Source organism: Candidatus Villigracilis saccharophilus (genome assembly GCF_016711665.1).
Genome location: NZ_JADJSO010000069.1, coordinates 26,238 through 32,618 on the forward strand (window position 1 = coordinate 26,238; position 6,381 = coordinate 32,618).

6 protein-coding genes are annotated in these 6,381 nt (G+C 49.4%); all 6 read right to left on the reverse strand.

Annotation, left to right across the window (positions count from 1 at the left end):
- Window positions 1-4: 4 nt before the first annotated feature.
- The 6 genes from IPL17_RS21980 to IPL17_RS22005 all read right to left on the reverse strand — a co-directional run bounded on the left by IPL17_RS21980 (window position 5) and on the right by IPL17_RS22005 (window position 5,140).
- Entirely contained in the window at window positions 5-625 is a 621-nt protein-coding gene (locus IPL17_RS21980) for a DUF47 family protein (RefSeq protein ID WP_345309233.1), read from the reverse strand.
- A 24-nt stretch (window positions 626-649) separates the two neighbouring features.
- Entirely contained in the window at window positions 650-2,086 is a 1,437-nt protein-coding gene (locus IPL17_RS21985) for a trimethylamine methyltransferase family protein (protein WP_345309234.1), read from the reverse strand.
- A gap of 26 nt (window positions 2,087-2,112) precedes the next feature.
- On the reverse strand, window positions 2,113-2,805 hold the full coding sequence (locus IPL17_RS21990) for a PfkB family carbohydrate kinase (protein ID WP_345309235.1): 693 nt from the start codon (window positions 2,803-2,805) through the stop codon (window positions 2,113-2,115).
- Window positions 2,806-2,825: 20 nt separating this feature from the next.
- Window positions 2,826-3,197 carry a hypothetical protein gene (locus IPL17_RS21995; protein ID WP_345309236.1) on the reverse strand — a complete coding sequence of 124 codons (372 nt, stop codon included), beginning with the start codon at window positions 3,195-3,197 and terminating at the stop codon, window positions 2,826-2,828.
- Between the two features lie 82 nt (window positions 3,198-3,279).
- On the reverse strand, window positions 3,280-3,624 hold the full coding sequence (locus IPL17_RS22000) for a glycine cleavage T C-terminal barrel domain-containing protein (RefSeq protein WP_345309237.1): 345 nt from the start codon (window positions 3,622-3,624) through the stop codon (window positions 3,280-3,282).
- 259 nt (window positions 3,625-3,883) lie between these two features.
- A complete protein-coding gene (locus IPL17_RS22005) occupies window positions 3,884-5,140 on the reverse strand; it encodes an FAD-dependent oxidoreductase (protein ID WP_345309238.1) in 1,257 nt (418 codons plus the stop codon).
- Window positions 5,141-6,381 lie beyond the last annotated feature (1,241 nt).

Sequence of the window (6,381 nt, forward strand, 5' to 3'; positions counted from 1 at the left end):
CCTGTTAAGTTTTCTTCACAACAATATCTGCGATCGTATTCGCAGCTTCATCCCCACGATCTGCCGCATTAGACAAATGACGGTATACCTCTCGCATTTTTAGCATCTCCACCACATGATGAATATCTTCAGGGCCGCTGAACAGGTCGGCAACGGCTTCACGATAAACAGCCTCCACGCGATTCTCAAGCGCCTTGGCGCGCTGTGCATGGTCGGTGGCTACATTTGGATGAGTGGGCAGGCGCTGAACCGCGTGCCAGATTTCGTAGGCGGCATCTTTCAATAAATTTGCCATCCTCAACATATAAGGCGTGGCTTTGACTTTTAAGATCACCATTTCCATCACGGTGGTATCCGCATAATCCACAATATCATCAATGGAACGGGACAGGGAAAAAATATCCTCACGGTCAAATGGGGTGACAAAGGTGCGATTCAACTCATCGATCAGGATGCGGCGCACTTCATCCGCTTCTTTTTCCTTCATGGAAAGCTCTTCCGCCACATTGGGATCCTGCGTCTCCAAATATTTCACCAGCGATCTCAAGGCTTCATAAGTAATTGAAGCCTGCTGTTCGATTAATTTTTGAAATACATCTTCCTTGCGTTTAAAAAACTTTAACATTCATACTCCCAACCCAAACTTAATTTATTCGATCGGTGTCAACTCACCGGACACCAGCCCCGCAAATTCGGCGCGGAGTTTTTCCTCCATCTCAGGGGCGATCAGGGAGGCGGTATTGTTGTTCATAATATCTTTCGCCTTCTTCATCGCGCGCGCTTGAATATCCATCGAACCTTTCTTGACCCAGGCAGTGCGCGCGTCACGGTCTGCCAGCTTGGTCATCACGGCTTCAGTTTTCATGCGGCTAATGGTGTGTTTGGCGACAATAAATGAACCACCGGGACCGATCTCTTTGATCAAGTTCACAGCCAGGTCTTCATCGCTAAACGACACACCGCGTTTGACACGCTTCATCATTTGAGCGACTTCGTCGTCAATAACAGCCTTGGCAAAATCGAATGTCTTCAGTGCGTCGATCAAACCACCGATATTGAACATATCCATGCCGCTGTCCATGCCGCCCATTGCAGACATGCCCGTTTCATATCCCGCCTGCGCATCGTTCACCTTGGAATTCGTCAATCCAATATATCCGCCGCATGGCACATTATAAAAATGAGCGATCTGTGCAAAAGCCATGTGCAGCATGCCGCACTCAATTCCACCGGAAGTATAGGCGCCGGTCCGCATATCCGCTACCGTGGCGAGCGTGGCATAGATCGTCGGCGTGCCTTCCTTGACCATTTGCATCAGAGTTGCGGTGGCAAGGAATTCCGCATTGCCCTGCACAAGCGTCCCCGCCATGGACATGGGTGAAGTTAACCCAGCATTAGGCACAATGGTCGGGTAAACAGGCAATCCCTCTCTGGCAAAATAGATCACATTTTCAGTTGAAAGATTATCCATCGAAAGTGGTGACACAGTCGGGCAATAATGATGGGTCAGGAAAGGATGTTCCTTATAAGCCGCCTCCCCACCTGCGACCATATACGCCATCTTCATAATGCTCAATGTGTCTTTGTGATCTGTGGTGGTGACTCGGATCGGTTTGAGACAATACTTGAGAGCAGGATACAGCCTCGAGATTGTGAATTGATCCGCAGGCGCGTCATCTGCCAGAGTGGAAATGGAGAAGACGTCGTAGCCGGGCAGTTCATTGATTAGGTGGGCGATGCGCGCGATATCAGCAGAATCAGCGCGTCTTTCCTGACCTGTGACAGGGTCGATAATATCTGGAGCAGAACTAGCCGTGACGATGATTGGGCTATCCTGCGGAATCGTCTTGTCAAATTTCGGGTCACGCGCGTAAAAGGTAAACGACGGCGGAATCATCCTGCGATATTTTTCCACCACTTCGCGCGGGAATTTGACGCGCTCACCATCCACGTGACAACCGTGTTTGGCAAAAATTTCACGCGCAGGTTCGTAGCGGACTTTCAATCCCACATCTTCCAGGATCTCCAATGCGGCATCGTGAATACGTTGTACTTGTTCCTGGGTAAGAAGTTCTGCAAATGACATGGCTCACATCCTTTTATTTATAAATATTATCCAACCAATGACTTCTTGATCTTGCTCTTCTGTTGAGATTTCTTCTTTGACAAAAGTCTTTCTGCAAATTTTTTACTTCCCTGCATAAGCGGACTATCCTGCGCCTGCGAGATCAACTTATTGATCTCATAGAAGCGATTATCACGATACACCATGCGTTCAACGCGCAATGTATTAGCCAGCGCCTTGATCTCTTTTACCGGGAACATCTTCAAGCCGGAGCGTGTGACTTTTAAAGACGCGGCGGCAATCGCAAAACGAATGGACTCTTCCAGACTCCAGCCTTTGAGATAAGCATAGATATACCCCGAGGAAAATGTCGCCCCTGCTCCTGAACCATCCACCGCCTTGACCTTGGGGGCGTAGATGCGCACGATCTCATCATCCTGCACCACCATGCAACCCTGACTCGCCATGGTGATGATCGCGGTCTTGATACCAGCCTTAAGCAATTTCTTGGCCACAGAAAGCATGGCGCCTTTTTTTCCGATCTGCGCGGCATCGGTCACAGCCTGACAGATCGTGGCACGGCTGGCGAATTTTTCCATGATGGCGGGATCGTTATGCCCAAACTCAAGATTGAGATAGACAGGCACATTATGCCGTCTGGCTTCGTTCATTGCGCGGATAATGTGATCGCCGTCATACCAATCGACATATAATAATTTCGCGCCTTTCAGCATGGACATGTCGGCCGTGTCGAGCGTGCTTAAGATCTCAGGCGAGCGCTGCCAGAAATAGGTGCGCGCACCGGTCCTTTATCTGAAACATTTACCTCAAGCGGCGTTTTATATTTCTTCGTAAAACGCACCGCACCCTGTACACCCATTTTCGCCAATGTGTCGGCAACATGATGACCAAGAAGATCCTCACCGACCGCAGTACCGATCATGCCGGTCGATACGCCCCATTGACGCAGATTGCAGGCAATGATCGCGGCGTCGTCGTATACGTATTCGCTCACCTGATGAACGAGGGCGCCGGTGTTGTGCTTGGGCAGTCTATCCAACGCCATGATATAGACGGGAGTCAACATGCCAAAGCCAATGTAAGCGGGGGAAGTTTGTTTAATAGATGCCATTATAAGAATTCACCACAAAGTGTCACAAAGGAAGAAACCTTTTGTACTTTGCTTTACGCCCTGTCCTTTTGTGTTAATTGAATTAAGCACGCGCTCGCTCGCCTTTGGAGTCGAATAACACAGACGCGGTCACTTCCGCTTCGCGCCGTCCCTCTATCAGGTCAACAGTGAAGCGATTGCCTTGTTTGGCTAATTCGGTCGGCAAATAGGCATACAGAATATTCTTCTTGATCGTAAAACCATATCCACCGCTACGTACACGGGTTAGGACTTTGCCTTCGTGATAAACCGCTTCGCCGCCATAAATTTGTGTAAAGTCATCGCCGTCTATAAGAACGAAGGTACAAAGTTTGCGTTTTATGCCTTCGGCTTTTTGCTTGATTAAAGCATCGCGCCCGATGAAATCTCCCTTTATCAAGATGAACACAGAAACCAAGCCCGCCTTCGTAGGCGTCTCTGACGGAGTGATATCAGTTGTGAAATAGCGATACCCTTTTCAAGGCGCAGAGAATCCAAAACTTTATAGCCACCGACCTCGAGACCAAAATCTTTGCCTGTTTCAATCAGCATGTCCCAGACCATATTGGCTTTGTTGTTGGGGATATAAAGCTCCCAGCCAAGTTCGCCCGCATAGCTAACTCTTTGAGCGTAGACTCTTGCACCGTTGATATTGACCAACTTGGTCGTTAAGTAAGGATGCGCCGCATTCGAAACTTCATCGCTGGTGATCTTCTCCAACACCTTGCGAGCATTCGGTCCCCACAGAGCGAGACAGGCATACTCCTGTGTAATATCACGAATGGATACTTCGCCGTCTTTTCATCTACATGCATTTGAATACGGGCAAGATCGTTGGCTATAAAACTCGAGCCAGTGATGACCCAGAAACATCTTCTCCCAAACGCGTAACGGTCAGATCGGATTCGGATCCCGCCGCGCGTGTTCAAGAATTGAGTGTAGATTGCACTGCCAATTGGTTTATTGATATCACTGTCGGTCAGCTTTTGCAGGAGAGGTAATGCGCCTTTGCCTTTTACTTCGATCTTTCCAAATGAGGTCAGATCAAAAAGAGTAACTTTTTCACGAGTGGCTTTATGCTCTTCGCCCATGCGTTCAAAGAACGGCGGTTTGCTCCAGCCCCATTGACGTTGATCTTCACCCATGCGGCGTGACGGTTTGCCGGGCTGGAAATAATTCACACGCTCCCATCCAAATTTTTCACCAAATACCGCACCATGTTCCAGCAAACGATAGTGAACGGGGCTGACTCGATGAGGCCGCGCGTTTTCATGCTCATCATGCGGGAAGCGCAAACGATAATAGTATTTCACACTTTCTTTCGTTCGTTCCGCCGCGTAGACAGGGTCGGAATAATAATTTCCAAAACGTGTGGCACGATAGGAATAGACATCCATCGGCGCTTCACCATCAATGATCCACTCGGCAATGAGCTTGCCCATACCACCTGCGCCGCCATAGCCATTCAACGACATGCCTGCCGCCATCCAGAATCCGCGCACACCGGCCATCGGTCCAAGCATAGGTTGACAGTCGGGTGTATACGCGCCAGGGTGACAAACAAGCGTGATGATTCCCGCTTGCTCCAAAAATGGCAATCGTTTGATCGCGCCTTCAAGCAGCATTTCAAATTGATCAAAATTCGAAGGAAGGGTTGAACTCCCATGTTCCCACGGCACGCCATCGATCCAGCGCGCGATTGGGGTCGGCTCATAACCGCCGATCACAAGTCCGCCCTGCTCCTGACGCATGTAAACCAAATTATCAGGGTCGCGCAGACAGGGTGTGTCATGAGTGAACTCGTGCCCGGGCACAGCTTTCAACGCAATATGTTGATGATCTACAGGAGTCGTCGGGATGTTGATTCCCACCATCGCGGCGATGCGGAGCCCACAGTCCAGCCGGCGCTGATGACGATCTCGCATCGGATCGCCTTTATCTGTTACTACGCGCTGAACTTCTCCCTTGGCGTGACATTTCCAATCCCGTCACACGGGTATTGGTATAGATTTCCACGACGAGTTCTTTTTGCAAAACTGGCCATGGAGTTGTGGTTGTGTAGGATCAAGTTGACCATCACGCGGAAGATAAATACCGCCGTATAGATCTTTCTGAAATCTGCGGCATGACCTTAAGAGCTTCAGCAGGAGAAATGACTTCGCATTCCAAGCCCAAGCTCTTGCGAGCACTTCGACGCTTCTTCCAACTCTTTGAGTTGTTCCTGTCGACGCGACACGCAAACCGCCGACATGATCGAACAGACCCAACTCGCTGTACAACTCCGTGCTGTACATACGGAATTTCAACATGGCTCGTGACGTGGCAAACTGGGTCGACAAGTCCCGCCGCGTGAGACGACTCGTCGCTAGCAATTCCCCCCCTTCTCCAAGATCACAACATCCTCGGTCCGTACTTTGCAAGATGATATGCAATATTGGCTCCATAAATGCCGCTGCCTATGATCACGATCTGTGCTTGATCTTTCATGAGGTTCACCGGTTTTATGAGGGATTTGTTTTATGTAATTATATTCGGATTGTTTGCTATCGTGTTTCGATGGATTTTTCTTGAAGTCTTCAACGGCCGATGCGGCCAAATCCTTCGTCGGTAACGAGTTTGTTCCTATTTCATCAATATTCGCCAGGGAAATTGGATACCGCGCCCACTTGCTATGATCAGCCACAATGATGACTTACCCTGGTGATCGATCATGCTGGCGCACCACTTCCGCTTTCGGCATTGGTTGGAACGGCAAGCCGTGTTTTAAGGAGATTCCGTCTAGCCAAGAATCACCTTATTGGCAAAGACCAGATTCAATTGTCCAGCGAAGCGGCCTGACAGAGAAAGTTGGATCGTGATTGAACTCGCTTCCCGGGCCAAATAATAGAGAAAGCCCGCCGCCGATTTCCAATGCAGCATTCACATTATTCGTAAGATCGTAATGCTTAATCGCGCCTGATATGCTGTGCCACCTGCGTCGCTGTCGTACCGCTGTTAATAAAAAATATCACCCTCTTCGACTGTGTGAGAGTGCGGCAAGTTCACCAACGCGTTTTTTTCTTCAGGATAATGCCAGTGCGCTGTTGATACGCCTGCTCAAAAATCACGCGCTGACTTAAGATCGCCCCGCCATGAGTACGCTCCAAAACTCCCTTTGCTCCAGCCA